At 60.4% G+C, this 565-nt stretch carries 1 protein-coding gene; it reads left to right on the top strand.

Annotated features, from left to right (window positions below):
- Positions 1-302: 302 nt before the first annotated feature.
- Positions 303-565: transposase (locus tag ACH4J0_RS43155; RefSeq protein ID WP_396246656.1), on the top strand; the 263-nt coding region annotated here is incomplete at its 3' end.

Raw genomic sequence — 565 nt, forward strand, 5'->3', positions numbered from 1 at the left:
CCTCGTTCCATTGGTTCGTCCTCCACAGGCTGGTCGACGACGTCGTTCTCGAACAGTTTCCCTCCACAGCCGCCGACGCACCCGATAACTCGGCAACGACGATCATCCTGACCAAGGCACTACAGCCAGGTTCGTGATGCCGTCCACGACGAGCAGCCCACAACTACACCCGAACCTCACACACGTAGGCCCGGCACACCACTGCGCCGCAGCCCTAGACGGTATGAGGGGACTGTCTGAATAACGGTGGATCCGGTCCTTGATTCAACACGCCGAGCTGAGCTTGGCGGGAAGGATCGACGATGACCGAAACACTTGATCCCATGGCAGAGACTGAGGTGGATCAGAAGCAGTTGGCCGAGCAGCTCCTGGCTCAGGCCAAGGAGCAGGGCGTGGAGTTGATGGGCCCGAACGGACTCCTCAATCAACTCACCAAAAACGTCCTAGAGACCGCGTTAGACGCGGAGATGACCGAGCACCTGGGCTACGAGAAGCACGATGCCGCCGGCCGCGGCAGCGGCAACTCGAGGAACGGTACCCGTTCGAAGACGGTGCTCACTGAGAT

This window comes from Kitasatospora sp. NPDC017646, from assembly GCF_044329365.1.
Taxonomy (GTDB): Bacteria; Actinomycetota; Actinomycetes; order Streptomycetales; family Streptomycetaceae; genus Kitasatospora.